Origin of the sequence: Rhizohabitans arisaemae (assembly GCF_025996515.1) — a bacterium.
In the GTDB taxonomy this organism is placed as follows: Bacteria; Actinomycetota; Actinomycetes; order Streptosporangiales; family Streptosporangiaceae; genus Rhizohabitans; species Rhizohabitans arisaemae.
Window position 1 is genome coordinate 1,618,602 of record NZ_BLRH01000060.1, and the last position, 26,183, is coordinate 1,644,784.

A 26,183-nucleotide genomic window follows, 5' to 3' on the forward strand; every position below is an offset into this window, starting at 1 on the left:
GCCGACTATCAGTTCTGAAACCCGCCAGTGCCGTTCTCCGTGGCTTTTAACCTCCTAAGGGGCACGTGGCCCAAGCTTCTCCACGATAAGCCGGTAGAGCTGCCGTGGACGCCCCGGTTGGGGGGTCCTGTTGGGCGGCAACGGCCAGGCGAGCCCCTCGTCGACGAGTGTGCGGAGCAGGCGCCTGGCCGTACGGGCGGTGACCCCGAGCATGCGGCCCGCCGCCTCGGCGTCGACCACGGTGTCGCCGCCTTCCAGCTTCGCGGCGAGCCGGCCGAGCACCTCGACACCCTTGGGCTTGACGGGTCCGGCTGGCTGCGGGGGCATTCGCGGGGCGGGCACCAGCGGCCGCCCCTCCCGGTCGACGGCGAAACCCTGGACCTGCTTGCTGGCCTGCGTACGGGCCAGCGCGGCCCGGGCGTGCGCCTCCGCCTCATGGGTGGTCCGGCCCATACCGATCCCGACTTCGATGGCGAGACCGAGCTCCTCCCGGATCCTGGAGGCGAAGGGCGGTACCCGGAAACCGTCCGTGGCGGCCGAGATCGACCCCCTGGTCGACGCCACCAGATAGCTGTGGTCGTCGATGGGCCACACCGAGGCGTTCATCCGGTGGGCCTCCTGTACCAGGAGCCGCTGCAGCGCCAGCCGCAGCTCGTCCCGCCAGTAGCGCGGCGCGGACCGCCGTACCGGCTCCCGCAGGGTGGGAACCTCGATGAGCACCACGGCGAGCTGGGACTCCTCCAGCCGGTGATGGGCGCCGAGCAGCGCGGCACCGTGGAGCGCGGTCCGGACCGAGGCGGTGGTGGGCCTGATCCGGATCGCGGGCACGCCCGCGGCGGTGAGTCGTTCGGCGACACCGGGGAGGCAGGTGAGAGCGCCGGTGGTCACACCGCGCCGCAGGAGTCGCTCGTGGTAGGCGGCGACGGTGCCGGTGGAGCCGGACTCGTCACGGCTGTGTACATCCTGTATCGGTAACCCTAGATCTTCGTAGGCCTCCTCAATCTCTGCGCGATTGACGACGTCGACGCTGACGCGTGTCACGTCGATCCGATCGTCCTGAGCGGTCCGTACCAGCGCCGCGTGAAGCGCCGCTCCACCAAGCGGTACGTAGGTGGCCGGGACCGTCAACACACCTGATCGTCGAGCGAAGTCATACGGGAGTGGGCTCGCGAACAGGCAGACGTCCACACCCGAACCGAGGCGGACGACTTTGTCGGCCGCCTCCTGTTCGTCGCGATACGCTGCCGCCACCAGCCTGCAGGGTACGGGGGTTGCCCCGTGGCCCATCAGCATGACTCGCTCGACCAGGTCATGTGGCCCGACGACCCCGATGGTCAAATCGGGTGTCACCGTGCCAGGACGAGATCCGCGGGGATTGGCCCCGCTCGCTTCTTCGACCCGCTCGACCAAAGTTTGACTCATTCCGACATCCGGCTGTCGCTTCCGTCAATGGTGCCGGTCATTCCGGGCGGCCCAAGACCGCCCATTCAGATCCGGTAATGCACGCTTGCGTGGCTGGGGCAAAATGACCCTCGCCTTAATGCCCTCGTTGGAACGATCGCTCGAACCGGCCCTAATGTCACGCCCGGATTTGGCACACCAGCCTTGACGAGTGGTCAAACAAAGCAGCGGAACGGCTCCGAAATGAGCCGTTCCGCATGGTCAGAAGGGGTTTTGGAGGCTATTTCATGATCGTCTCGGCTTGTAAAAACTCTTGCTCGACTTCGGCGCCGAGGAGCGCCATCCGCTCCGCGAGATTGGCGTGCCCGCGGTCGATGAGATAGCCGGAAGAGATCGTGGTCTCCCCCTCGGCGCCGAGCCCGGCGAGGACGAGGGCGATGCCGGAGCGCAGATCGTGGGCGGTCACCTCGGCGGCCACCAGGGTGCTCGTGCCGTGGACCACCGCGCGGCTCCCGTCCACCTCGACGTTGGCCCCCATCTTGTTGAGCTCTCCCGCGAGCGCGAACCGCCCGTCGAAGATCGCCTCGTGGATGTAGCTGGTCCCGTCGGCCAGGCAGGCGACGGTCATGATGGGGGATTGAAGGTCGGTCGCAAAACCGGGATACGGTCCCGTGATCACGTTGATCGGACGGAGCGGACGGTCCCGGCGTACGGTCAGCACGGCGCCGTGCGCGGCGAACTCCACGCCCATCTGCTCCAGCTTCCACCGGACCACGCCGAGGTGCTCCAGCGAGGCGCCGACCAGACTGATCTCGCTCCCGGTGATCGCGGCGGCCATCGCGAACACCCCCGCGTCCAACCGGTCCGGCATGATCGTGTGCTCGACCGCGGTGAGTTCGTCGACCCCGTCCACGGTGATGAAGCCGGTGCCGCCGCCGCGGATCCGGGCGCCCATCCGGGTGAGGAACTCGATGACGTCGAGGACCTCGGGCTCCAGCGCGGCGTTGTCGATCACGGTGGTGCCGCGGGCGAGCGTCGCGGCCATGATCAGGTTCTCGGTGCCGGTGTGCGACGGGGTGTCGAGGTAGAGGTGCGCCCCGGTGAGGCTGTGCGCCTTGAGGTGGATGACGCTGTCGGACTCCTCCACGATCGCGCCCAGCCTGGCGTAGCCGCGATAGTGGAAGTCCAGGTTGCGGCTGCCCAGGTTGCAGCCGCCGATTCCCTCGATCACGGCTTCGCCGAGCCGGTGCAGGAGCGCGGGGACGAAGAGAACCGATCCCCGGAACTTGCGGGCGATCTCCGCGGGGAGCACCGGGCTGGACACCGTGGAGGCGTCGATGACCAGAGTCCGTTCGGACTCATGGAATTCGACGTGCGCCCCGACCGCCCTGGCCAGCTCGACGGCTCGCCGTACATCTTCGATGATCGGTACGTTGCGCAGCACCGTACGGCCTTTCGCGGCCAGCAGCGCCGCCCCGATCATCGGCAGGACCGCGTTTTTCGCGCCCTGGATGAATGCGGTTCCGCGCAGTGTGTTGCCCCCGCGCACGCGGTAGCGAACCTCGGGGCCCATGCCCATACGCCATGGCTCCTTGTATCTCAGGTGCTGGATTCACTTGGCTGCGGTGAAGAAACACATGCCCGGTTCATCCGGAATATGCGTACGGCTCAGGCCCTGAGAGGGAGGATTCAGGGAGAGGCGGCACCGCAAACCATCGCCCACCTTAGCCCTAATCTCGCCGCCGGCCCGCCGAATCAGTCCCAGCGGTGGCCGGTGACCTTTTCGTAGGCTTCCACATAGGTCTGCCGGGTACGGGCGACCACCTCGTCGGGGAGCCTGGGCGGAGCCTGCCCGGAGTTCCGGTCCCAGCCCGACTCCGGCGAGGTCAGCCAATCCCGGACGTACTGCTTGTCGAAGGAGGGCTGCGACCGGCCGGGCTCCCACTCCGACGCCGGCCAGAACCGGGAGGAGTCCGGGGTGAGCACCTCGTCCCCCAGGGTGAGCACGGCCTCCTCGTCCCAGCCAAGCTCGATCTTGGTGTCGGCGACGATGACGCCGTGCTCCGCCGCGATCTCGGCGCCCCGCCGGTAGACCTCCACCGTGACGTGGCGCAGCGCCTCCGCGACGTCGACGCCGAGCATCGCCACCACCTGATCGAAGGTCATCGGCTGGTCGTGCGAGCCCACCGGGGCCTTGGTCGTGGGCGTGAAGATCGGCTCGGGCAACTTGGAGCCGTCCTGCAGGCCCGGCGGCAGCCGTACCCCGCACACCGACCCGGTGGCCTGGTACTCCGCCAGCCCGGAGCCGGTCAGATACCCCCGGGCGATGCACTCCACCGGAACCATCCGCAGCGGACGGCAGAGCACGGCCCGCCCGGCGAACTCCGGCGGCACGTCCGCCGACACCACGTGGTTCGGGACGATCGGCGTCAGCTGCCCGAACCACCACAGCGAGAGCTGGGTGAGGATCGCCCCCTTGTCGGGGATCTCGGGCGAAAGGACGTGGTCGAACGCCGAGATCCGGTCGGAGGCCACCATGAGCAGCAGACCGTCCGCGGTCTCGTACAGATCCCGGATCTTCCCCGAGTGAACGTGCTTCAACTGTTCCACGTGAGCCAAGTCTGCCAGCTCCCCTCTCGCTCCGTGTCCGGCGACATCGCCCGGCCGCAGGTTTGCGGCCTGGTCAGGTGAGCCGGGCGAGGCGCTCGAAGACGCCGTCGAGCCGTGCCGTGAAGCGTTCGGGACGGCAGACCTCGTCCAGCCGCGCTTCGTCGATCTTCAGGTTGTTCTCGGCCGCGTGCCTGCGGAGCGCGTCGCGGAACTCGGTGCCGGTCGCGCCGGAGGAGCGGCCGAGCACGGTCCAGGTCTCCATGGCGGCCTCCTGGACGAGCTTGTAGGCGTCCTCGCGGGACATCCCCCCCTCGACCAGTTCCAGCAGGACCGTCGAGGTGTAGATCAGCCCGCCGGAGGACTCCAGGTTGGCCTTCATCCGCTCCGGGAAGACCACCAGCCCGTCCACGAGGCGCTTGGTGATGTGCAGGGTGTAGTCGGTGCCGATCGCGGCGTCGGGGAGGGCGATGCGCTCGGTCGAGGAGTGGGAGATGTCCCGCTCGTGCCAGAGCGGGATGCCCTCCATCACCGGCACCATCTGCGCCCGGATGATCCGGGCCATGCCCGAGATCCGCTCCGAGATGATCGGGTTCTTCTTGTGCGGCATCGCCGACGAGCCCTTCTGCCCCTTGCCGAACGCCTCGGAGAGCTCACGGACCTCGGTGCGCTGGCCGTGCCGTACCTCGATCGCGATGGCGTCGCAGACGGTCGCGATGACCGCCAGGGCGTTGACCCACTCGCTGATCCCGTCCCTGATCACGACCTGGGTGGCGACGTCGGCGGGCTTGAGGTTCAGCTTCTCCGCGACGTAGCGCTCGATCGCCGGGTCGATGTTGCTGTAGGTGCCCACCGCACCGGAGATCTTGGCGATCCCCACCGCCTCGCGGGCGCGCCGGAGCCGGTCCCGGGAGCGGGCCATGGCGAACGCGAAGTCCGCCACCCGGTGCCCCCAGGTGTCCGGTTCGCCGTGGATGCCGTGGGTGCGGCCCACCCGCAGGGTCGCCCGATGCTCCAGCGCGTGGTCGCGCAGCGAGGCGACGAGGGCGTCCGCCTTGGCGAGCAGGATGTCGGTCGCCTCGGTCAGCTGGACCGCCAGGGCCGTGTCGAGCAGGTCGGAGGAGGTCATGCCGAAGTGCACGTAGGCCGCGGCGTCCCGGGGCGTGGTGTTGTCCGCCCAGGCGCTGAGGAAGGCGATCACGTCGTGCTGGGTGACGGCCTCGATCTCGGCGACCGCCTCCGGGGTGGGCGGCGGCGCCAGCCGTACCGGCTCCACCGCGGACTCCGGCACGGTTCCGGCTGCGGCATGGGCTTCCAGCACAAGGGTCTCCACCTCGCACCACAGCTCGTACTTGTGGGCTTCGGAGAAGACGCGGCCGATTTCCGGCAGGGTGTATCGCTCGATCACCCGTCGATTCTCCCATCACCGGGTCGGCGACGTTGACCCAGGTGTGAGGGGTGAAGCCGCCTTGAGCAGGGTCTGTGCCTTCTCGTCGACGAATCGGGTGACGATCTGCTGCGCGTATCCGAAGACGAGGGCCCAGACCAGGATCGCCGCCTGCGAGGAGACGCCGCCGAGGCCGGGGATGAAACCGGAGGAGAGCAGCAGCACGCCGATGATCGCGGTGGCCACGCCCATCGGCGCCTTGAGCAGGCTCTGCGGGATGGCGAGCGAGTACCGCGTGCTGAGCTCCCGCTGGGTGGAGAGGCCGACGGCGGTGGCGAGCGCCGCGCCGACCAGCCCGATCAGGCCGACCAGGGCGACGTCCCCTCCGCTGGGCGCGTTCTTCCCGGTGGGGCACATGACCGCCGACGTCCGGTCGCCGCCGGCGCCGCACATGGGGATCGCCTGCGGGGCGAACGCCCCGACCAGCAGCAGCCCGCCCACGATCAGCGAGACGACGAGGAAGCCGCCGAGCAGGAGGTTGCGGAATCCGCGCACCCGGCCGGTCTCCAGCGACGCCCCCACGTAGGCGGCGCGGAGGGTGTGTTCGAGGAGGGTCCGGTCCTGTTCGCCGACGTCTCCGGCGGCGACCCGGGCGCTGAGCCGGACCAGCCGCTGATCGTCGGCGCCGAGGTAGGCCCGGGCGGTCGCCAGCACCTCGTGGGCCCGTCCGGGCAGCTCGTCCACGGGGAGCAGGGAGATCAGCAGGACCTGCGCGCAGTAGACGTTGAACCACGCGCCTTCCATGCACTGCCCGGTCAGCCAGCGGCGCAGGCCGTGCGGGCTCCGCGCGTAGTCCCGCGCGGTGTCCAGATGGGCGATGAGGGCCTGATAGATCTCGGCGAGGGTTTCATAGCCGTCATCGCCTTTTCGGCGGTTCAGGGCGCGTTTGGCGTCCGCCTGGGTCTCCTGGGCCCGGGCTTCCACGTACACCCGCCAGGCGCCCGGCCGCCGGGTTCTCGCCGGGGTCTGCGGGATGGGCTGCGGTTCGGCAAGGCTCATACCCGGTTATCGCTCAGCGTGTCACAAGGATTACGCCGACGTCCCGCACCCTCCAGGTCCGCTCGACGGTGAACCCGGAGTCGATCAGCGCCTTCACTTTGGGGACGGCCGGGCCGGTGAGCCCGTGCCGGGAGACGACGTCGGCGGTCCCCGGGCGGATCCACCTGCCCTCGTCCGGCCGGATCAGCCAGACCCGCCGCCGCCCCTCCAGCGGGGCGAGCACGTCCTTGGCCTCCCAGGCGTCGAAGGTCCCGGTCCGCGCGGCCGGTGTCCTGAGGTAGACGTCGTCGGCCCCCGCGCGGCCGACCCCGTCCCGGGCCCACGGCATCGCGTAGACGATCACGTCCCCGGGGCGCAGGTTGGATCGGATGATCTGCGCGGCCCCGGCGAAGTCCTGGCCGTGTCCGTCGGGTGCGCGCAGCGCCAGCTGCTGGCGGACGGGGAGCAAGGTGAGGAGGGCGAGTACGGCGATCGCGGCCGCCGGCCGTACCCGCGCCAGGACCGCCCCGGTCAGCAGGGCGAAGGCCGGTGCCGCGAAGAGGATGTAGCGGGAGTTGTACACCGGGGAGAGCGCGTAGGAGGCGGCGTAGAGGGCGAGGGTGGGCAGGACCCCCCAGACGACCAGCCCGGCGGCGAACGGGCGGTGCCCCGGTTCCCGGGCCAGGACCGCGGCCCCGGCGAGCCCCGCCGCGGTGATCAGCCAGCCCAGGATCACGGCGAGGTGGTACCCCGGTTCCGGATCCGGCAGCCACGCGCTGCTCGTGCTCCGCACGAAGGCGAGGTTCTCCCAGCCGGGCCGTTCCAGCCAGGAGACCTGGCCCTGCTGGCGGAACGAGAGCACCGCCGTCAGCAGGGTGGTGATCGAGCCGAGGAGCAGGTACGGGACGAGCCGGCGAAGCCCGCCGCGCAGCGCCGTCACGACCAGGTGGGCGGGGAGGACCAGGACCGCGAAGAGGTGGGTGAGCGGGAGCAGGGCCACGCTCAGCGCGTACGTCCCGCGACCCCGGCCGTCAAGCGCCCGGTGGAGCGCCCAGAAGGAGAACACCGCCGCGGCGACGGCGAACGCGTAGGACCGGGCCTCCTGGCCGTACCGGGATATCGACGGCAGGATCATCAGCACGATCCCGGCGCAGATCCCCGCCCGGGGCGACCACAGCCGGCGGCCGAGGTCGGTGGTGAGGCCGACCGCCGCCGCCATGGCGATCGCCGAGGGGAGACGGAGCCACCAGTCGGCGACGCCGGGCAGCGTCCAGACCTTCATGAACAGGTAGTACGGGAGGAAGACCGCGTCCCGGTGGGAGAGGAGTTCCCACATCGCCGGGAGTGTGCGGGACACCCCGCTTCTGGTGGCGAGTTCGTCGCTCCACAGCGACGGGGTCCACGAGCCGGCGAAGAAGAGGACGAACGCCAGAACGCCGATCATCGCCGGGGCGCGCGCGGTCAGGCGGCGCCGCAGGTCGGCTCGACGGCTGGGTGCCCCCTCCACGTCGACCTCCCGCGCTCGGCCCGGTACGGTCCGGGGTGCTCGGCCTGCGGCCGGCGACCCCGGTCAGGCTGATCGCGACCTTACCCCGGTTCAGGAAATTTCCGGCTTATTCGGTCAACCAGCCCCGGCTCTTCAGCGGGACCGTCGGGTGAACCCCAGCCCTTCCATCATGATCGTTGCGCTGTGCGTGCCCCGGGAGGGCCGTACACCGCAACGATCATGCCGGGGTGCCGGTTGGGGTGGTCGTTCTTCGCCCGGGGTGGCTCCGAGGTCTGGTTGGTCGTTGCGCTGTGCGCGCCTCGGGAGGGCTGTACACCGCAACGATCATCGGCCCGGTGTTGAGCAGCGCCGACGGAACCGTGGGCTCAAGTGCGGGGGACGCCCGCACGGACAGTCAGGAAATTTCCTGATCAATCGCCTTTCATGGCGGCGATGTCGCCGCGGTGATGGGCGCCGCGGATCCGGATCTCGCCGACCGCCCGGTAGGCGACGGCCCGCGCCGTGGGCACGTCCTTCCCGGTGCCGATCACGTTCAGCACCCGCCCGCCCGCGGTGCAGAGTTCCCCGGCCTCGCCGACGGCCGTACCGGCGTGCAGGACGTAGGCGCCGGGGATCGCCCCGGCCTCGGCGATCCCGTCGATCGCGTCGCCCTTCACCGGGCTGTCGGGGTAGTTCTCCGCGGCCAGCACAACCGTGACGGCGGCTCCGTCATGCCAGGTCAGGGGCGGGTGAGCGTCGAGCGTGCCGGTCGCGCAGGCGTGCAGCAGCCCGGCGGCCGGGGTGGCCAGCCGGTCCAGCACCACCTGGGTCTCGGGGTCGCCGAACCGGGCGTTGAACTCGATCACCTTGGGGCCGTCCGAGGTGAGGGCCAGCCCGACGTAGAGCACCCCCGTGTACGGCGTGCCGCGTGCGGCGAGCTCGTTGACCGTCGGTTGGACGATCTCGGTCATCACCTGCTTGACGAGGCCTTCGGGTGCCCAAGGCAGCGGAGTGTACGCACCCATTCCGCCGGTGTTGGGGCCTTCGTCGCCGTCGTAGGCCCGCTTGAAGTCCTGGGCCGGCTGCAGGGCGACCGCGGTCGAACCGTCGCAGAGGGCGAAGAGCGACACCTCGGGGCCGTCCAGAAACTCCTCGATCACCACCCGCTCGCAGGAGGCGGCGTGCGCCGCGGCGGCGGCCCGGTCCGTCGTCACCAAGACGCCCTTGCCCGCGGCCAGTCCGTCGTCCTTCACCACGTACGGCGGGGCGAAGGCGCTGAGCGCCGGCTCGGCCTCCGCGGCGGTGGTGCAGGTGTAGGAGCGTGCCGTGGGGACCCCGGCGGCGATCATGATGTCTTTGGCGAAGGACTTGGAGCCTTCGATCGCCGCCGCCTCGGCGGACGGCCCGAAACAGGCGATCCCCGTCTGCCGGACCGCGTCGGCGACCCCGGCCACCAGCGGTGCCTCGGGGCCGATCACCACCAGGTCGGCTTGGATCCGCAGGGCGAGCGCCGAGACCGCGTCGGGGTCGACCGGGTCGACCGGGTGGAGGACGGCCAGTGCGGCGATGCCGGGGTTGCCGGGGCCGCAGTGGAGTTCGGAGACCTGGGGGTCGAGGGAGAGCGCACGGCACAGGGCGTGCTCACGGCCGCCGGACCCAATCACGAGAACGCGCACTTGACTGAGCTTATCGGTCACCCAGCATGATCATGTATTCGAGACCGGCTATGCTCCGGGTAGGATTTCGTGCTAAATTAACGAGGCTTTTGGTCTCTGCCTGTAAGGGGGTGGTCTGGATGAAATCTGGTGATCCTTGCAGTACGTGCCGGCGCACGTACGTGCGCACTCCGACCACCTCGAATCGGCGTCCGACCGCACCCCGCACCCACCTGTCCTGACCCGGGTCCTTCCACCCCGGCACCGGTGCGCGGCCGTGCTTCGCGTCGGGCGGGAAGGGACCTCCAATGCGCTCCGGACTCACCCTTTTCAAGCCCCTCATGCGGTCCGCTCGTCCGGACCTGCCCGGGCATGACATCGTCTTGCGTGACGACCGGTCGGCGCTGATCGACTGCGCCGCCTACCTCGACGGGGTCCGCGTGGACACCCCGAGCGTGGCCAAAGCCGTCGCCCTGGTCCGCGAGAACACCTCGGCGACGCAGGCGTTCGTCTGGGTCGGGCTCTACGAGCCGGACTCGGCGGAGCTGGAGAGCCTGTCCGGTGTGTTCGGCCTCCACCACCTCGCCGTGGAAGACGCGATCAACGCCCACCAGCGGCCCAAGCTGGAGCGTTACGACGACATGCTGTTCGCGGTGCTCAAGACCGTGGGCTACGTCCAGGGTGAGACCGGCGGGGACTGCGTCGAGACGGGCGAGATCATGGTGTTCCTCGGCGCGGATTTCGTGGTGACGGTGCGGCACGGCGACCACTGCGAGCTCGCCCGGGTCCGCAGGCGGCTGGAGCAGAACCCGGACCTGCTGCGGATGGGCCCGGCGGCCGTCGTCCACGCGGTCGCCGACCGGGTGGTGGACGACTATCTGTCGGTCTCCGACGAGATGCAGTCCGAACTGGAGGACCTGGAGGCGATCGTCTTCGCCGAGTCCCGCAGCAGCGACATCAGCCGGATCTACCAGCTGAAGCGCGAGCTCATCGAGATGAAGCGGGCGGTGACCCCGCTCGCCGGGCCGCTCCGCCAGCTCACCACCCGCCGGCTCGTCCCCACCGAGATGCGGGAGTACTTCCGGGACGTGGAAGACCACCTGGTCCGGGTCCGCGAGCAGGTCGAGTCCTCCAACGAGCTCTGCAACTCCGTCCTGCAGGCGACGCTGGCGCAGTCCAACGCCATCGCCAACCAGGACATGCGCAAGATCTCCTCGTGGGTCGCCATCCTGGCCGTACCCACGATGATCGCCGGGGTCTACGGCATGAACTTCGACTTCATGCCGGAGACCAAGTGGACCTTCGGCTACCCGCTGATCGTCGGCCTGATGGTCACGATCTGCGCCCTGCTCTACCGCGGCTTCCGGCGTAACGGCTGGCTATGACCGGCGTCCGCCGCCCACCTGGAGCCTGATCGGGGCCGGCACCGGGAGACCCCGTTCGGTGAGCACCTCGTGCATCCGATCCGGATAGTCGGTCACCAGGGCGCGGACCCCCAGGTCGATGAGGCGTTTCGCGTCGCCGGGGTCGTTGACCGTCCAGGCCACCACGGGCAGGGCCTGCCCGTCCGCGGACGCGGCCAGCTCCTCGGTGATCAGGCTGTGGTCGACGGAGAGGACGTTCGCCCCGATGGACCGCGCGGCCAGGGCGACATTCCCATTGAAACGGTCGGGGTCCAGCCCGGCGAGCCATCGGGTGCCCGGGGCGAGGGTGCGGGCCTCCACGTTGGCGTACCGGGGTACGGCCGGTGCGATCCGGGAGGCCGCCAGCAGGATCCGCCAGTCGAAACTGAGCAACGCGACGTTCTTCATCCGGCGGTGCTTGGTCAGCTCCGCCGTCACCAGCTCGGTGATCTCCCACGGATCGGCGGTGAGCTCGGGCCGGGTCGGGTCGGACTTGATCTCCACGTTGAGCTGGAGCCGGTCGGCTCCATAGGCGGCCACCAGGCCGAGCGCGGCGCCCAGCGTCGGCATTCGGGTCCCCGGCACCGGGATCTGGGTGGCGGCGAAGACGTCGTCCTCACCCCGCGGCAGCCGTACCCCGCACTCCAGGGTTCTGAGCTGAGCCAGGGTGAGCTCGGCGATCGGGCGTCCCACGAAGGGGAAGAACGGGTCGCCGGGTACGGCGGGCGCTGTGTCGGCGCTGGTGACGGCGGAGACCGTCAGATCATGGGTGAGCACGATCTGACGGTCGGCGGTCATGGCGACGTCGAATTCCAGGGCGTCGACGCCGATCTCCATCGCGTGCGCGAGGCCGGGCAGGGTGTTCTCCGGTCGCAGGCCCCGCGCGCCGCGGTGACCATGAAGTTCTACGGGGTGCGGCACGCCCTGGACACTATCGTGCGGTCCCCGGCGCGCTGAGATCGCCTCGCCCTATCGGGATCAGATCAGCGGACGCAGGGAGAGCGTCTGATGCCGGCCCGGGCCGACACCGATCGCCGAGATGGGGGCCCCGACCATTTTCTCCAGGGCCCGCACGTAGGCCTGCGCGTTCGCCGGGAGGTCCTCGAACGTCGTGGCGCCGGTGATGTCCTGCTGCCAGCCGGGGAACTCCTCGTAGATCGGCGTGGCGTGGTGGAACTCGGTCTGCGTCATCGGGATCTCGTCCACCCGGACGCCGTCGATCTCGTAGCCGACGCAGACCGGGATGGTCTCCAGGCCGGACAGGACGTCCAGCTTGGTCAGGAAGAAGTCGGTGACCCCGTTCACCCGGGTGGCGTAGCGGCCGATCACCGCGTCGAACCAGCCGCAGCGCCGGTTGCGCCCGGTGGTCACCCCGTACTCGTGGCCGGTGGTGCGGAGCCAGTCACCCATCTCGTCTTCGAGTTCGGTGGGGAAGGGACCCGAGCCCACCCGGGTCGTGTACGCCTTCAGGATCCCGATCACCTTGGTGATCCGGGTGGGGCCGACCCCCGATCCGGCGCAGGCCCCGCCGGAGGTGGGGGCGCTGGAGGTCACGAACGGGTAGGTGCCGTGGTCGACGTCGAGCAGCGTGCCCTGGGCACCTTCAAGCAGCACGACCTTGTCCTGGTCGAGCGCTTTGTTGATGACCAGCGAGGTGTCCGCGACGTACGGGCGGAGCCGCTCCGCGTAGGCCAGGTACTCCTCGACGACCTGCTCCTGGGGGATGCCCCGCCGGTTGTAGACCTTGGTGAGCACCTGGTTCTTCTCGTTGAGGGCGCCCTCGACCTTCTTCTGCAGAATGCCGGGGTCGAAGAGGTCCTGGACCCGGATCCCCATTCTGGCGATCTTGTCGCCGTAGGCCGGCCCGATGCCGCGGCCGGTCGTGCCGATCCGCGCCTTGCCCAGGTAGCGCTCGGTCACCCGGTCGAGCGCCTTGTGGTGCGGCATGATCAGGTGCGCGTTCGCGGAGATGAGCAGCTTCTCGCAGCTCACACCGCGCGCCTGCAGTCCTTCGATCTCCCCGATGAGGGCACCGGGGTCGATCACCACGCCGTTGCCGATGATCGGGACGACCTTCTCCGACAGAACGCCTGACGGCAGCAGGTGCAGTGCGTAGGATTGGTCGCCGATGACGACGGTGTGTCCTGCGTTGTTGCCACCTTGGTAGCGAACGACGTAGTCCACCTTGTCGCCCAGAAGGTCAGTGGCCTTGCCCTTGCCTTCATCGCCCCACTGGGCGCCTACGAGCACGACTGCTGGCATGACTGATCTCCTCGCGCTGTGCTTCCTTGAGCATGGCGAAGCCCCTGGCGCAAGTGCGACAGGGGCTCTTGCGTAGAGAGAGTACCCGAGGCCGGCGCGGTCGCGAGAGCCGGGTACTGCTCAGCGGCTGTTCAGGACCCCTGCGGCGGTCGGGCTGCTGTCGGCGAGGAACTGGGCGCAGCGCTCGGCCTCGTCCTTCTCCCCGATCGCCTGGGCCGCGCGGGCCAGGGCGTGCAGGCAGCGAAGGAACCCCCGGTTCGGCTCGTGTTCCCACGGGATCGGGCCGTGTCCCTTCCACCCGGCGCGGCGGAGCTGGTCCAAGCCGCGGTGGTACCCGGTTCGCGCGCACGCGTAGGACTGTACGGCGTGTCCGGCGACGAAGGTCCGGTCGGCGAGTTCGGCCCAGGCGGCGGGGTAGGCCGGGAATCGGGCCGCGACGTCGGAGGGATCGATCCCCGACTCGAGTGCTTCGCGCGCCTCGGGGAGATCGGGCAGGTGGGTGGGGGGCGGTCCGCCCAGGAGGTTCTGATGCACGCTCATGCCCCCATCTTGCCTAATGGCCGGACCGCCCCCTAACCCGACATTCACCACACCTTTTGGAGAATCACGATCAACCCGGTTTTACACGGATAAATCGCACCAAATTGCTGGTGGGCGTGGTGAACGTCGAGGTGGCAGGACGTTACTTCAGCTTGGTGCCGGCCGACTTGAGGTCCTGGCAGGCCTGGAGAATACGCGCGGCCATGGACGTCTCGGCGGACTTGCCGTAGGAACGCGGGTCGTACTGCTTCTTGTTGCCGACCTCGCCGTCGACCTTGAGGACCCCGTCGTAGTTCTTCAACATGTGGTCAACGATCGGGCGGGTGAACGCATACTGCGTGTCGGTGTCGATGTTCATCTTGACCACGCCGTACGAGATCGCCTCGTGGATCTCCGAGAGGAGTGACCCCGACCCGCCGTGGAAGACCAGGTCGAACGGCCTGTCGACACCGCGGGCCGAACCCACCGCGTCCTGGATCTCCTTGAGCACCGAGGGGCGCAGCTTCACGTGGCCCGGCTTGTAGACGCCGTGCACGTTGCCGAAGGTGGCCGCCAGCATGTAACGCCCGCGCTCACCGATCCCCACCGCGTCCACCGTCGCCAGCGCGTCCTCCGGCGTGGTGTACAGCTTCTCGTTGATCTCGCCGACGACGCCGTCCTCCTCGCCGCCGACGACGCCGATCTCCATCTCCATGATGATGCGGGCCTTGACGCACTCCTCGAGCAGCTCCGCGGCGATCGAGAGGTTCTCCTCAAGGGGCACGGCCGAACCGTCCCACATGTGCGACTGGAACAGCGGGTCCTGCCCCGCGGCCACCCGCTCCTGCGAGATCTTGATCAACGGGCGCATGAAGCCGTCCAGCTTGTCCTTGGGACAGTGGTCGGTGTGGAGGGCGACGGTGACCGGGTACTTCGCGGCCACCACCCGGGCGTACTCCGCCAACGCGGTGGCACCGACGACCATGTCCTTGACGGTGGTGCCCGACAGGAATTCCGCACCACCGGTCGAGACCTGGATGATTCCGTCACTCTCCGCCTCGGCGAAGCCGCGCAGGGCCGCGTTGAGGGTCTGTGACGAGGTCACGTTGATCGCCGGATAGGCGAACCCACCTGCCTTCGCCCGGTTGAGCATCTCGGCGTAGACCTCTGGGGTCGCAATAGGCATGACTGCTCCCTTAATGAACGAATGGCGGGGCCCGGTGGCCACGTCGGGGTCGGAACCCCATCACGCAAGTATCGCGAAGCGATCACAGTTGAGGAAACCCGAGCCCCGACAAGGGTAGGCTGCCTCTCTGATGGACGTCCTGCAGAATCTCATCGACCCGGCCTGGTGGATCAGCCTCTTCGGAGCCTTCGCCACCCTCGGCGTAATCGCGATCATTTTCGCCGAGACAGGGCTGCTCGTCGGGTTCTTTCTCCCCGGCGACTCACTGCTGGTCGCGGCCGGCATCTTCAGCGTGAGCTCGGCCGCCGCCGGACTCGGCATCCCGCCGCTCTCGCTGCCGACCCTGCTGATCGCCGCACCGCTCGCCGCGATCGCCGGAGCTCAGCTCGGCCACCATCTCGGCTGGAAGTACGGCCGCAAGATGTTCGACAAGCCTGACTCCCGCCTTTTCAAGAAGGAGTACGTCGACAAGGCCGAGTACTACTTTGAGAAGTTCGGTCCGGCCAAGGCGGTGGTGCTCGCCCGCTTCGTGCCGATCGTCCGGACGTTCCTCAACCCGGTCGCCGGGATGCTGGCGATGGATCGCCGGCGGTTCTTCCTCTGGAACGTCGTCGGCGGGATCCTCTGGATCGAGTCACTTCTGCTTTTCGGCCGGTTCGTCGGCTCGGCAGTCCCCAACGTCGACAGATACATCATCCCCGGCGTCATCGTCATCGTGCTCTTGTCGATCATCCCGATCATTCGCGAGGTCCTCAAGAATCGCAAGGAGAACAAGCGCGGCCGGCGTTCGTCAAGAGGGCGTCACGCGGCGAAAGCGCGGGGCAATTAAGCGATCGGTCCGTCGTGACCGCTTGACTCAGCCCGCTACTCTCCCACTGTGGGACGCCACCGGTCAGACCCAATGGGGATCGCCCGCCTCGCCATAATCGGCGCGGCGGTCGTGTTGCTACTCGCCCTTGTCGGCGTCGGGGTGTTCGCGCTGCTCTCCTCGCTCGACTCGGAGGGTTCGGAGTCCGCCCCCACCCCGACCACATCGCAGGCCGTGCCCCCGTCGCCGAACCAGGTCGTCTCGGCGACGGGGGCGCGCACCCTGCTCATCAAGTGCGTCGCGGCGCAGTGCCCGGTGTTCGTCCGCGTCCCCGGTGGGGACGTCCTCATGTCGGGTGATCTGGTCGAGGGGCAGGAGATCGCCTACGACCAGCCCAAACTCGCCGTCGTGTTCGAAGACGGCGGCACGGTCGAGGTCTACGTCAACGGGAAGAAGCGCGCCCGAGGGAAACCCGGAGAGCGCCTGTCGTTCACCGCGGAACGTTCCTAAAGCCCGAGGTCCGCGAGGGTGAAGGCGCTCCGGTAGGGCACATCCCCGGCGCCGAGCCGTTCCCCGGCGCCGCGGTCCACGATCGTGGCGAGCCCCACCACGTCGGCCCCCGCCTCGCGCAGCGCCTGAACCGCGGTGAGCACAGAGTCGCCGGTCGTGGAGGTGTCCTCGACCGCGAGCACCCGGCGACCGGCCACGTCGGGGCCTTCGATCCTGCGCTGCAGGCCGTGCGCCTTGCCCTCCTTGCGGACCACGAAGGAGTCGAGCTTGCGACCCTGTGCCGCGGCCGCGTGCATCATGGCCGTGGCGACCGGGTCCGCGCCGAGGGTGAGGCCGCCCACCGCGTCGAAGTCCCAGTCCCGCGTGAGGTCCAGCATCACCCGTCCGACCAGCGGGGCGGCGGCACCGTCCAAGGTCACCCGGCGCAGGTCCACATAGAAGTCGGCCTCCCGTCCGGATGAGAGCACCACCCGGCCGTGCACGACGCCCTTGCTCTTGATCTCATCCAGCAGCCTGTCCTGATCGCTCATGGGGACAAACCTATCCCCGCCGTCACCCCCGGCGACGAACCGCCTGCGGCCGGGCCCGCCCCGTGGTTCGACCGGTGCCACGTCCCGGCGCCCAGCCATACGCAAAGAGGCCGCTTGGGTTTAGTCACGACGCGACCTGCGGAATGATTCGCCCCGCCACTTCCCGTAGCCGTGAGGTAACAATGAGTGTGGAACCCCCCGATTTCCCCTTGGCCTCCATGAGTGATCCCCAGCTGATCGCGATGCTCCGCACGGGGGACGTGTCCGCGTACGGAGCGCTCTACCGACGACACGGGGCGGCGGCCCGGTCGCTCGCCCGGCAGCTGGTGCGGGACGAGGCCGAGGCCGAGGACGTGGTCGCGGAGACCTTCACCAAGATCCTCGACCTGATCGGCCGGGGCGGCGGCCCGGACGCGGCGTTCCGCCCGTACCTGCTGACGGCGATCCGCCATACGGTCTACGACCGCTTCCGGGTCGAGAGCCGGCATATCGCCATGGAGCAGACGGCGTTGCCGGATCCGGGCGTCCCCTTCGTCGACCCCGCGCTCCACGGTCTCGAGCGGACGATGGTGGCCAAGGCCTTTCAGTCCCTGCCCGATCGATGGCGCCTGGTGCTGTGGCACACCGAGGTCGAAGGGGCCAAGCCCGCCGAGGTCGCGCCGCTGCTCGGCCTCTCCGCGGGGGGTGTCGCCGCCCTCGCCTACCGGGCCAGGGAGGGGCTGCGGCGGGCGTACCTGCAGATGCACCTGTCGGCCGAGCCCGCCCGGCTGTGCCGCCCCGTGCTGGACAAGATGGGCGCCTACGTCCGGGGCGGGCTGGCCAAACGGGAGAGCGCCACGGTCGACGGGCATCTGGAGGGGTGCCCGGAGTGCAGAGGGGTCTTCCACGAGCTGGCGGAGATCAACGAGGGGCTCCGGGTCGTCGTGGGTCCCCTCATCGCGGGACCGATGGTCGCCGGATATCTGGCCGGGCTGCCCCACGGCGGTGGCACGGCCGTGGGCGGCGGCCTTCCGGCGGGCGAAGGCGGCCTGCTCCACCTGTGGCGACGCACTCCCGGGCCGCGCCGCGCGCTCGCCGCGGGAACGGCGGTCGCCCTCCTCGCCGCGTCCGCCCTCGTCGTCGTGCTCACCTCCCGCAGGGAACCGGCCAAGGCCGTACCGCCGGGAGCGGCCCCGGCGGCGGCGCCTCCCCCCGCTTCCGGCGTCAAGCCCGCCGCGCCGTCGTCGGCCGTACCACGCCCCACCCCGTCCCGGCCGAAGCGATCGCCCAGGTCGAGGCCGACCCGCCCGCCGGCGTCGCCGAGGTTGACGGCGAGCATCGAGCCGCTCGGCGCGCTCGTCCGCGACCGGCCGGGCATGATCGCGCTGAGGCTCCGCAACGTGGGACGGGTGCGGTCCGGGGACCTCGTCGCGGACGTCCGGCTGCCGCGAGGGGTGACGCTCACCCCGGCCGTGGGCAGGGGACAGGCCCGGCTTCAGTTCGGCACCGTCGACGGATGGTCGTGCCGGGCCGCCCCGCGAGGTGCCCGATGCTCCCGCCGTCCGCTGCGCGCGGGCGCCGGGACCGCGGTCTTCCTCCGCGTCGACGTGGCCCGGAACGCCGAGGCCGCGGGCAGGCCGTGGGTCCGCATCGGCGGTGCCGGGGCACAGGCCTTCGCCGGAGCCGTCCGGGGGGTCCGGTCCGGCGGTGCGACCGCGCGCTTCGCCGCGGACGGGCGGGTGACGACGACGGCCGTCGGAAACGCCCTGATGAGCTGCGGTACGGCTGCCGCCGGCTGCTCCCGCGCACGTCTGCGTCTGGGCGTTCGCCGGGACAACGACCAGTGGGTGATGCACCCCATCGACCTCGACCGGGATCCCGCCACCCGGAGTTCGAGCTCGGCGAGGCTCGCGCTCACCGGTCAGGTCGTCTGGGCGGGCCTCTACTGGTCGGCCGGGGGCGACGTCCGGGTGGCGCGGGTGAAGGTACGCCCACCCGGCTCCCGGCGGTACACCGTGGTGCGGGCCGCGGAGGTGAAGCGGCTGAAGCTGCCGGCGGGGGACGGCTATCAGGCCTTCGCGGACGTGACCGAACTCGTCCGGGGCGGTGGCCGGGGACGGTGGTGGGTCGCGGACGCGCACTCGGTCTCGGGGGTCTCCCGCTACGCGGGCTGGAGCCTGGTCGCGGTCGTCGCCGACAAGCGGGCTCCCTACAGCCAGGCGATCGTGCTCGACACCGCCGAGATCGTGCACACCGATCGGCGCCCGGTGGAGATCCCCCTCGACGGGCTGCTCGCGGCCGCGCTCCCGGCGCGGATGAGCGTCGTGGCTTGGGAGGGGGACGCCGGGCTGGCCGGGGAGCGGATCGTCCTGGGCGGCAAGGGGCTTGCACCTGAGGGGGGAGACCGACGCGGCGACAACCCGTTCGACAGCTCGGCGGAGGGCGCGCTCGGCCCCGGGATGACGTTCGGGGTGGATGTGGAGACCTACCGCGGGGAGCTCGGGGAACGGCCGGTGCTCCGCCTCACCACCAAGCGGGACGTCTACGTCCTGGGGGTGGTCGCCCTCAGCGTACCTGCACGATCTTGAGGGGGAATGCTCGGTTCTCCGGGGATGATCTCAGAAGGGTCGATGGGGTAAGGGCGATGGTACGGTAGCCACATGATCCCCTTAGCACCGGCGAAGGCCTAATCGCCGGATTCACCTCCGGCGATCTTAGAGTTCATTACGCTGGGAGACGGCCTGACGTCGGCGATCGCCGGGGCACGTCATTTCAGTCGGAGTGATACGGTCTTCCGCCCCAGGGGTGTGCACCGGTAAGGTCCGGCCTCGAGGGAAGGGCGGTGTATCGCGTGGATCGCTGTGCGCTGTTCGTGGACGCCGGCTACCTACTGGCGGACGGCGCAATGGCGGTGCATGGAACCCGCCATCGTGAGGCCGTCTCGTGGGACTTTCCGGGCGTCCTCCAGCTCTTAACCGGCCTGGGTCGTGAACGTACCGGCCTGCCCGTCCTGCGCTGCTACTGGTACGAGGCGACCGTCGAAGGCCGCCGCACCTCGGAACACGACGCGCTCAGCGACATACCCGGACTCAAGCTGCGCCTCACCCGAATCCGGCCGGGTCGCCGCGAAGGGGTCGACGCGCAGGTCCATCGGGATCTGATGACGCTCGCCCGCAACAACGCGATCTGCGACGCGATCGTGGTCAGCGGGGACGAAGACCTGGCCCAGGTGGTCTGCGACGCGCAGGACCTGGGGATCCGGGTGACCGTCGTGCACATCTCGGCCGAGGGAAACTGGGCGGTCTCCCGGACGCTGCGTCAGGAGTGCGACGACCTGATCGAGGTCGACTCCGGCCACCTGCGGTCCTACGTCAACCTGGTCACCGGGATGGACTCCACCGTGCTCGGCGGGCATCAGCAGCTGCCCGCGAGCGCTCAGCCGCTCGGCAACGGTCAACCGCACGCCGGTGCCCAGCCACTCGGAAACGGGCCGCCGCTCGGCAACGGGCAGAGCGGGACCACCTCCTCCTCGTCCTCCTCCTCCGCCATCGCGCATGTGCCCAACCGCGCGCAGCCCGCCGCGCTCCCGCCGTACACCGGATACACCTCGACCCCGAGCCGGCAGACCAACCCCCCGCCCGCGCATGCCTCGCCGAGCCCACCGGTGACGCCCGCCACGCCCAGTCCGTCGGCCTACCCGGCCGCCACCCCCAGCCCGCCGGCTTACCCCGCCGCCACGCCGAGCGGTGGTCCCTCGCCCTACTCGGCCCCCACGCCTTCCTCCTATTCGGCTCCCGCTCAGCCGCTTCAGGCGCCCACCCCGCTGTCCGGGTCCGGTCAGTCCACCACGCCGGCGGAGTCCGGCCCGCCGGTGAGCGGCAGCCGGCACGGGTCGTCCGGGTCCGGCAGCGCCGCGGCCTTCAGCGGGACCTCATCGGGCGGCGCGGGCTACGGGACGGGCTCCCCCTACGCCGGCCCCCAGCCCGCACCGGTGCCGATCCCGGCCGCTTCGTCCGGCCAGGGGACGACGACGCTCGCGGACGCGGTGAAGTCGGCGCACAAGGAGGGCTACGACTTCGGGGACTCGGTCGCCAGGGACGCCCCGGCGCTCTGGCTGGAGGCGGTGCTCGCCCGTAAGCCCAGGATGCCCTCCGATCTGGAGGCCAGACTCCTGCAGGGGTCGGCGCTGCCCATCGACTTCCTCCTGCACGACGAGGTCAGGCACGCGCTCCGCCGGGGTTTCTGGGACGCGCTGGAGCGTGCCCGCCGTTAGCGGGGTGGTTCCACGTGCAGGGCGTCGAAGCCGGCGCGCAGCCGGGCCACCCGGGCGCAGAGATCGGCGACCGGAAGGCTGAGTGCCCGGTCGTGGCCGTTGAGCGTCAGGTCCCGGACCCGTGACACCTCCTTCTCGACCGCGGTCAGCCGGTCCGACAGCTCCACCAGAACGGTGGTCATGGAGACCTCCTCGGCGGCCTCCCCGGTCAGCTCCGTCGTCACCCGGTCGCGGAGCATCTCCGCCTGCACCGTGAGCTTGCGGGTCTTCTCGTAGAGGTCGATGAAGACGGCGACCTTGGCCCGGAGCACCCACGGGTCGAAGGGTTTGGTGAGGTAGTCGACCGCGCCGGCCGCGTATCCCCGGAAGGCGTAGTCGGGCTCTCCATCCGAGACGGTGAGAAAGATGATCGGAATGTCCCTGGTCCGTTCCCGCCGCTTGATGTGCGCGGCCGTCTCGAAGCCATCCATCCCGGGCATTCGCACATCCAGCAGGATGAGGGCGAACTCGGTGTTCAGCAGTGCTTTGAGCGCCTCCTCACCGGAGTGCGCGCGGATGAGGAAGACGTCGAGGGAGCTGAGGATGGCCTCCAGGGCGATCAGGTTCTCCTCCCGATCGTCCACGATCAGGACTCTGGCGCGGTCGGGCACCGATCACTTCCCTTCATGTCGGGGAGCCGAGCCGTCTTCGACTTCGACGGCAACTTTGCTCCGCAGCAGCCAGCCGCGCAACCGTTCGAGAAGCATGTCCACGTCCACCGGCTTGGGCACGTAATCCGAAGCCCCGGATGCGATGCTCTTCTCCCGGTCGCCCCGCATGACCTTTGCGGTCAGCGCGATGATCGGTAGATCGGCGAACTGCGGCATCCGCCGGATGGCCGAGGTCGTGGCCCAACCGTCCATCTCCGGCATCATGATGTCCATAAGCACCAGAGTCACATCCTCATTGCGCTCCAGCTGCTCGATGCCCTCCCGGCCGTTCTCGGCGTAGACGACGACCGACCCGTACCGCTCCAGCACGCTGGTGAGGGCGAACACGTTGCGGATGTCGTCGTCGACGATGAGGATCTTGGCGCCGGAGAGCGGGTCCTCCCCGTGCCAGGTGCGTTCCTCGTCGTCCGCCAGCCGGAGCGCCGGGAAGTCCACCGGGCTCGGGCTGTCGGGTGCGACCTCGTGGCTGATCTCCGCCGTCCGGGTCATGCGGGGGGTCGTCTCGTGCCCGGGGACCACGACGCCGCCTTCCCGCGAGGCGAGCGGCCCCGTGTAGGCGACGGGCAGGTACAGGGTGAAGGTGCTGCCCACCCCGGGTTCGCTCAGGACGTGGATCTCGCCGCCGAGGAGTCTGGCGATCTCCCGGCAGATGGAGAGCCCGAGGCCGGTGCCCCCGTACTTGCGGCTCGTCGTCCCGTCGGCCTGGCGGAACGCCTCGAAGATGACGTGCAGCTTGTCGTTCGCGATACCGATGCCGGTGTCCTGGATGGAGAAGGCGACGACGTCCTCGGCGTGCCGGAGGGTCTCGTCGGAGAAGCCGACCTCCGGCCCCGGCCTGCCGATCGTCAGTTTCACCTCGCCCTGCGGGGTGAACTTGACCGCGTTGGAGAGCAGGTTCCGCAGCACCTGCTGGAGACGCTGCTCGTCGGTCCGCAGCTCCCGGGGGACGTCTCCGGACGTCTCAACCGCGAAGGCGAGGCCCTTGTCCGCGGCGAGCGGCGAGAACGTGGTCTCCAGATAGTCGACGATCTTCGGGAGGGAGATCCGCTGGGGATGGATGTCCATTCGGCCCGCCTCGACCTTGGACAGGTCCAGGATGTCGTTGATGAGCTGGAGGAGGGCGGAACCGGCGCCGTGGATGGTGCTGGCGAACTCCACCTGCTGCGGGGTGAGGTTGCCGTCGGCGTTCTCGGAGAGGAGCTTGGCGAGCACCAGCAGGCTGTTCAGCGGGGTGCGCAGCTCGTGGGACATGTTCGCCAGGAACTCGGACTTGTACCGGGAGGAGACGGCGAGCTGCTCCGCCCGCTCCTCCAGGGTCCGCCGCGCCTGCTCGATCTGGAAGTTCTGGATCTCGATGGCGCGGTTCTGCTTGGCGAGCAGGGCGGCCTTGTCCTCCAGCTCCGCGTTGGAACGCCGGAGCTCCTCCTGCTGGCGCTGGAGCTCGTCCGAACGCTCCTGGAGCTCGGTGGCGAGGCGCTGGGACTCGGTCAGCAGGGCCTCGGTCCGGGAGTTGGCGATGATGGTGTTCAACGTCACGCCGATGTTCTCGACGAGCTGCTCCAGGAAGGCCAGGTGGACCTCGCTGAACCGGTTGAACGAGGCGAGTTCGAGGACGCCGAGCACCTGGTTCTCGAAGAGGATGGGCAGGATGACGATCTGAGCCGGGGGTGACTTGCTGAGCCCGGTGTCGATCGTCAGGTAGTCGGCCGGGACGTCCTCAAGCTGGATCCGCGTCCGCTCGACCGCGGCCTGACCGACCAGGCCCTCCCCGATCGCGAACTGCTGCGGGGCGCCCCGCCGCAGGCCGTACCCGGCGATGAGCGTGAGCTCGCGGGAGTTCGGCGCGACCAGGTAGCAGGCGCCGTACCGGGCCGACACCAGCGGCGTCAGCTCGCTCATGATCAACCGGACCACCTCCATGAGATCGCGGTGGCCCTGCATGAGCCGGGCGATCCTGGCCAGGTTGGTCTTGAGCCAGTCCTGTTCCTGGTTGGCGGTGGTGGTCTCCCGCAGGTTGGAGACCATCGTGTTGATGTTGTTCTTGAGCTCGGCCACCTCGCCCTGGGCGTCGACCGTGATCGATCGGGTCAGGTCGCCCCGGGCCACGGCGCTGGTCACCTCGGCGATCGCGCGGACCTGGGTGGTCAGATTGCCGGCGAGCTCGTTGACGCTTTCGGTGAGCCGCTTCCAGGTCCCCTCGACCCCCTCCACGCGGGCCTGGCCGCCGAGCTGGCCCTGCGATCCCACCTCGCGGGCGACCCGGGTCACCTCCGAGGCGAACGAGGACAGCTGGTCCACCATCGTGTTAATCGTGGTCTTCAGGGCGAGGATCTCGCCCCGGGCGTCCACGTCGATCTTCTTGGAGAGGTCGCCCCCTGCGACGGCCGTGGTGACCAGGGCGATGTTCCGCACCTGGCTGGTCAGGTTGTCGGCCATCAGGTTGACGTTGTCGGTGAGGTCCTTCCAGACCCCGCTGGCGCCGCGGACCCTGGCCTGGCCGCCCAGCTGGCCTTCGGTGCCGACTTCGCGGGCGACGCGGGTGACCTCGTCGGCGAAGGCGGAGAGCTGGTCCACCATCGTGTTGATGGTGTCCTTGAGTTCGAGGATCTCGCCCTGGGCGTCGACGGTGATCTTCTTGGACAGGTTGCCCTGCGCCACGGCGGTGGCGACCGCGGCGATGCTCCGCACCTGTCCGGTGAGGTTGTTCGCCATGTAGTTGACGTTGTCGGTGAGGTCGAGCCAGACCCCGCTCACCCCGCGGACCTGGGCCTGCCCGCCGAGGCGGCCTTCGGTGCCGACTTCGCGGGCGACGCGGGTGACCTCGTCGGCGAAGGCGGAGAGCTGGTCCACCATCGTGTTGATGGTGTCCTTGAGTTCGAGGATCTCGCCCTGGGCGTCGACGGTGATCTTCTTCGACAGGTCGCCGCCGGCCACCGCCTTGGTGACCTGGGCGATGTTGCGGACCTGGCTGGTCAGGTTGCCCGCCATCGAGTTGACGTTCTCGGTGAGGTCCTTCCAGGTGCCGGAGACCCCTCTGACCTCCGCCCGGCCGCCGAGGCGGCCTTCGGTGCCGACTTCGCGGGCGACGCGGGTGACCTCGTCGGCGAAGGCGGAGAGCTGGTCCACCATCGTGTTGATGGTGATCTTGAGTTCGAGGATCTCGCCCTGGGCGTCGACCTCGATTTTCCTGGAGAGGTCGCCCTGCGCGACCGAGGTGGCCACCGCGGCGATGTTGCGGACCTGGCCGGTGAGGTTGCCCGCCATGACGTTCACCGAGTCGGTGAGGTCCTTCCAGACCCCGCTGACGCCGCGGAGCCGGGCCTGGCCGCCCAGCTGACCTTCGGTGCCGACTTCGCGGGCGACGCGGGTGACCTCGTCGGCGAAGGCGGAGAGCTGGTCCACCATCGTGTTCACGGTGATCTTGAGCTCCAGCATCTCGCCCACCGCGTCGACGGCCACCTTGCGGGTGAGATCGCCGCGGGCGACCGCCGTGGTGACGAGCGCGATGTCCCGGACCTGGGCCGAGACCCGGCTCGACATGGTGTTCACCGAGTCGGTCAGATCGCGCCAGCTGCCCGACATGCCCTGGCTGTTGGCCCGGCCGCCCAGCCGTCCCTCGGTGCCGACCTCCCGGGCCACCCGGGTGACCTCGGAGGTGAACTGGGAGAGCTGGTCGACCATGCCGTTGACCGCCCGGCCGAGCCTGCGTACGTCGCCTCGGGCCACGCCGTCCAGGTCGATCCGCTGGGACAGGTCGCCCTTGGAGACCGCGTCGATCACGTCGGCGGCCGCGCTGACCGGCTGGACCAGGGCGTCGATCAGAGAGTTGATCGCGTCGAGGCTCTCGCCCCACGCGCCCGTGCCCGGGCTGGTGGCGAGCCGCTCGCTGAAACGGCCTTCGGTCGCGACCTCCCGCCGTACCCGGGAGAGCTCGTCGGCCAGGTGCTCCCGGCGATCGGCGATCTGGTTGAGCAACGTTGTGATCTCGCCGAGAATGCCCGGAGCGGTGGTGGGTACCCGTGGCTGAAACTCACCGTCGCGCCAGGAGATCAGCGTTTGCAGAAGCGGTCTGAGCTCCGACTCCGGGTAGCAGGATTCGTCGGCTGTCGTATGCTCAGACGCCTTTGCCATGGTCATGAGAGCTCTCCAATCGCGAGACCTCCGGCGGGCTCAGTCTTTCACGGGGATTGGCCGGGGGCTTGCGGACTAGAAGACGTACGCAAGACGTATCTGTGGTAGTTAGGGGAGAAGTGTTCAGATCATCGCATCCCGTTGTCGCGGCTACCCTGGCGTCGGATGAGACCGCGATCGAAGCCGCACGCCAGATTGTGCGAGAGGCGTTCAGTACGGCCGTCTTCGACTCTGTGATCGAAGAATTGCTCGGATTCATTACCCGGCGGACGGATCATCCTATCGAGATAGCCTGCCG

At 69.4% G+C, this 26,183-nt stretch carries 19 protein-coding genes; 5 read left to right on the forward strand and 14 right to left on the reverse strand.

All coding sequences use genetic code 11. The features are described from left to right. Nucleotides 1–54 precede the first annotated feature (54 nt). From RUR_RS35920 to purD, 7 genes are all read right to left on the reverse strand, one after another. A complete protein-coding gene (locus RUR_RS35920; protein WP_283139889.1) occupies nucleotides 55–1,308 on the reverse strand; it encodes a transcriptional regulator in 1,254 nt (417 codons plus the stop codon). 373 nt (nucleotides 1,309–1,681) lie between these two features. After that, a complete protein-coding gene (murA, locus tag RUR_RS35925) occupies nucleotides 1,682–2,980 on the reverse strand; it encodes a UDP-N-acetylglucosamine 1-carboxyvinyltransferase (protein ID WP_283139690.1) in 1,299 nt (432 codons plus the stop codon). Between the two features lie 176 nt (nucleotides 2,981–3,156). Continuing rightward, nucleotides 3,157–4,020: a phosphoribosylaminoimidazolesuccinocarboxamide synthase gene (locus tag RUR_RS35930; RefSeq protein WP_428847047.1), complete on the reverse strand. Its 864-nt coding sequence runs from the start codon at nucleotides 4,018–4,020 to the stop codon at nucleotides 3,157–3,159. 64 nt (nucleotides 4,021–4,084) lie between these two features. Then, a complete protein-coding gene (gene purB / locus RUR_RS35935; protein ID WP_283139691.1) occupies nucleotides 4,085–5,416 on the reverse strand; it encodes an adenylosuccinate lyase in 1,332 nt (443 codons plus the stop codon). Nucleotides 5,417–5,431: 15 nt separating this feature from the next. Next, a complete protein-coding gene (locus tag RUR_RS35940; protein ID WP_283139692.1) occupies nucleotides 5,432–6,454 on the reverse strand; it encodes a hypothetical protein in 1,023 nt (340 codons plus the stop codon). Nucleotides 6,455–6,467: 13 nt separating this feature from the next. Beyond that, nucleotides 6,468–7,940: a glycosyltransferase family 39 protein gene (locus RUR_RS35945; RefSeq protein ID WP_283139693.1), complete on the reverse strand. Its 1,473-nt coding sequence runs from the start codon at nucleotides 7,938–7,940 to the stop codon at nucleotides 6,468–6,470. A 410-nt stretch (nucleotides 7,941–8,350) separates the two neighbouring features. After that, nucleotides 8,351–9,595, reverse strand: a complete 1,245-nt coding sequence (purD, locus tag RUR_RS35950) for a phosphoribosylamine--glycine ligase (protein ID WP_283139694.1) — start codon at nucleotides 9,593–9,595, stop codon at nucleotides 8,351–8,353. 320 nt (nucleotides 9,596–9,915) lie between these two features. Between purD and corA the strand changes: the two genes are divergently transcribed. Continuing rightward, nucleotides 9,916–10,959 carry a magnesium/cobalt transporter CorA gene (corA, locus tag RUR_RS35955; protein ID WP_283139695.1) on the forward strand — a complete coding sequence of 348 codons (1,044 nt, stop codon included), beginning with the start codon at nucleotides 9,916–9,918 and terminating at the stop codon, nucleotides 10,957–10,959. On the opposite strand, the gene RUR_RS35960 is transcribed toward corA, so the two are convergent. From RUR_RS35960 to fbaA, 4 genes are all read right to left on the reverse strand, one after another. Beyond that, complete coding sequence (locus tag RUR_RS35960; protein WP_283139696.1) at nucleotides 10,954–11,898, reverse strand: glycerophosphodiester phosphodiesterase family protein; 945 nt, start codon at nucleotides 11,896–11,898, stop codon at nucleotides 10,954–10,956. The genes corA and RUR_RS35960 overlap by 6 nt on opposite strands. Nucleotides 11,899–11,955: 57 nt before the next feature. Then, nucleotides 11,956–13,239 carry an adenylosuccinate synthase gene (locus tag RUR_RS35965; protein WP_283139697.1) on the reverse strand — a complete coding sequence of 428 codons (1,284 nt, stop codon included), beginning with the start codon at nucleotides 13,237–13,239 and terminating at the stop codon, nucleotides 11,956–11,958. Nucleotides 13,240–13,359: 120 nt separating this feature from the next. Further along, complete coding sequence (locus tag RUR_RS35970) at nucleotides 13,360–13,779, reverse strand: DUF3151 domain-containing protein (protein WP_283139698.1); 420 nt, start codon at nucleotides 13,777–13,779, stop codon at nucleotides 13,360–13,362. Between the two features lie 142 nt (nucleotides 13,780–13,921). Beyond that, nucleotides 13,922–14,944, reverse strand: coding sequence for a class II fructose-bisphosphate aldolase (gene fbaA / locus RUR_RS35975; RefSeq protein WP_283139699.1), 1,023 nt, complete (start codon nucleotides 14,942–14,944; stop codon nucleotides 13,922–13,924). Between the two features lie 130 nt (nucleotides 14,945–15,074). Here fbaA and RUR_RS35980 point away from each other — a divergent pair, with 130 nt between their 5' ends. Then, nucleotides 15,075–15,773, forward strand: coding sequence for a DedA family protein (locus tag RUR_RS35980; protein ID WP_283139700.1), 699 nt, complete (start codon nucleotides 15,075–15,077; stop codon nucleotides 15,771–15,773). A gap of 72 nt (nucleotides 15,774–15,845) precedes the next feature. Then, complete coding sequence (locus RUR_RS35985; protein WP_283139701.1) at nucleotides 15,846–16,262, forward strand: DUF4115 domain-containing protein; 417 nt, start codon at nucleotides 15,846–15,848, stop codon at nucleotides 16,260–16,262. Here RUR_RS35985 and pyrE read toward each other — a convergent pair. Then, nucleotides 16,259–16,792: an orotate phosphoribosyltransferase gene (gene pyrE / locus RUR_RS35990; protein WP_283139702.1), complete on the reverse strand. Its 534-nt coding sequence runs from the start codon at nucleotides 16,790–16,792 to the stop codon at nucleotides 16,259–16,261. The genes RUR_RS35985 and pyrE overlap by 4 nt on opposite strands. A 218-nt stretch (nucleotides 16,793–17,010) precedes the next feature. Here pyrE and RUR_RS35995 point away from each other — a divergent pair, with 218 nt between their 5' ends. Both RUR_RS35995 and RUR_RS36000 read left to right on the forward strand, forming a co-directional pair. Then, the gene (locus RUR_RS35995; RefSeq protein ID WP_283139703.1) at nucleotides 17,011–19,359 is read left to right on the forward strand and encodes a sigma-70 family RNA polymerase sigma factor; all 2,349 of its coding nucleotides are present in this window, start codon (nucleotides 17,011–17,013) and stop codon (nucleotides 19,357–19,359) included. A 254-nt stretch (nucleotides 19,360–19,613) separates the two neighbouring features. After that, nucleotides 19,614–21,044 (forward strand): NYN domain-containing protein, encoded by a 1,431-nt coding sequence (locus RUR_RS36000; RefSeq protein ID WP_346349095.1) that lies wholly within the window; start codon nucleotides 19,614–19,616, stop codon nucleotides 21,042–21,044. Here RUR_RS36000 and RUR_RS36005 read toward each other — a convergent pair. Next, nucleotides 21,041–21,694 (reverse strand): response regulator, encoded by a 654-nt coding sequence (locus RUR_RS36005; RefSeq protein ID WP_283139704.1) that lies wholly within the window; start codon nucleotides 21,692–21,694, stop codon nucleotides 21,041–21,043. The genes RUR_RS36000 and RUR_RS36005 overlap by 4 nt on opposite strands. A gap of 3 nt (nucleotides 21,695–21,697) precedes the next feature. Then, complete coding sequence (locus tag RUR_RS36010) at nucleotides 21,698–25,891, reverse strand: HAMP domain-containing protein (protein ID WP_283139705.1); 4,194 nt, start codon at nucleotides 25,889–25,891, stop codon at nucleotides 21,698–21,700. Nucleotides 25,892–26,183: the final 292 nt, after the last annotated feature.

What these genes read in the sequence shown, in the direction of transcription:
- RUR_RS35970 (WP_283139698.1), bottom strand. Translation starts at nt 13,779, where the DNA reads ATGAGCGTGCATCAGAACCTCCTGGGCGGACCGCCCCCCACCCACCTG.
- fbaA (WP_283139699.1), bottom strand. Translation starts at nt 14,944, where the DNA reads ATGCCTATTGCGACCCCAGAGGTCTACGCCGAGATGCTCAACCGGGCG.
- RUR_RS35940 (WP_283139692.1), bottom strand. Translation starts at nt 6,454, where the DNA reads ATGAGCCTTGCCGAACCGCAGCCCATCCCGCAGACCCCGGCGAGAACC.
- RUR_RS35980 (WP_283139700.1), top strand. Translation starts at nt 15,075, where the DNA reads ATGGACGTCCTGCAGAATCTCATCGACCCGGCCTGGTGGATCAGCCTC.
- RUR_RS35985 (WP_283139701.1), top strand. Translation starts at nt 15,846, where the DNA reads ATGGGGATCGCCCGCCTCGCCATAATCGGCGCGGCGGTCGTGTTGCTA.
- corA (WP_283139695.1), top strand. Translation starts at nt 9,916, where the DNA reads ATGCGGTCCGCTCGTCCGGACCTGCCCGGGCATGACATCGTCTTGCGT.
- RUR_RS35965 (WP_283139697.1), bottom strand. Translation starts at nt 13,239, where the DNA reads ATGCCAGCAGTCGTGCTCGTAGGCGCCCAGTGGGGCGATGAAGGCAAG.
- RUR_RS35995 (WP_283139703.1), top strand. Translation starts at nt 17,011, where the DNA reads ATGAGTGATCCCCAGCTGATCGCGATGCTCCGCACGGGGGACGTGTCC.
- RUR_RS36010 (WP_283139705.1), bottom strand. Translation starts at nt 25,891, where the DNA reads ATGACCATGGCAAAGGCGTCTGAGCATACGACAGCCGACGAATCCTGC.
- murA (WP_283139690.1), bottom strand. Translation starts at nt 2,980, where the DNA reads ATGGGCATGGGCCCCGAGGTTCGCTACCGCGTGCGCGGGGGCAACACA.
- pyrE (WP_283139702.1), bottom strand. Translation starts at nt 16,792, where the DNA reads ATGAGCGATCAGGACAGGCTGCTGGATGAGATCAAGAGCAAGGGCGTC.